The organism is Photobacterium sp. R1, assembly GCF_054600795.1.
In genome coordinates this window covers 1-250 of sequence record NZ_BAAHZP010000789.1, presented here as the reverse complement: position 1 = coordinate 250, position 250 = coordinate 1, and the positions used below count along the sequence as shown (strand labels likewise).

Genomic DNA, 250 nt, shown 5'->3' with positions numbered 1-250 from the left:
CGTCGTTAGAGCACAACCGTTATCTGAGCAAATTGGTGGCCTGGGCGTATTTCAACGGTCTGCTGACTGAAACGACCAACTTGCACACTGTGGTGCGGGATTCCGCCATGGATATCGACAAGCTCTACCAGATGGTGAGTGATATCCGCAATACCTTTTCGATCCGCCGTCCCAAGCCAGGCCTGAAGGCCTTATCCAGCCCGTGTGAAATCCGTCAGTTAGGGATTTTTATCAATCTTGAGCAGGATCC

Annotated in this window: 1 protein-coding gene; it reads left to right on the top strand. The window is 51.6% G+C overall.

From position 1 onward, the window contains the following. Positions 1–250, top strand: a 250-nt coding sequence (locus tag ACYP03_RS27235) for a class I adenylate cyclase (protein ID WP_459782836.1), incomplete at both ends; no start/stop codon positions are given.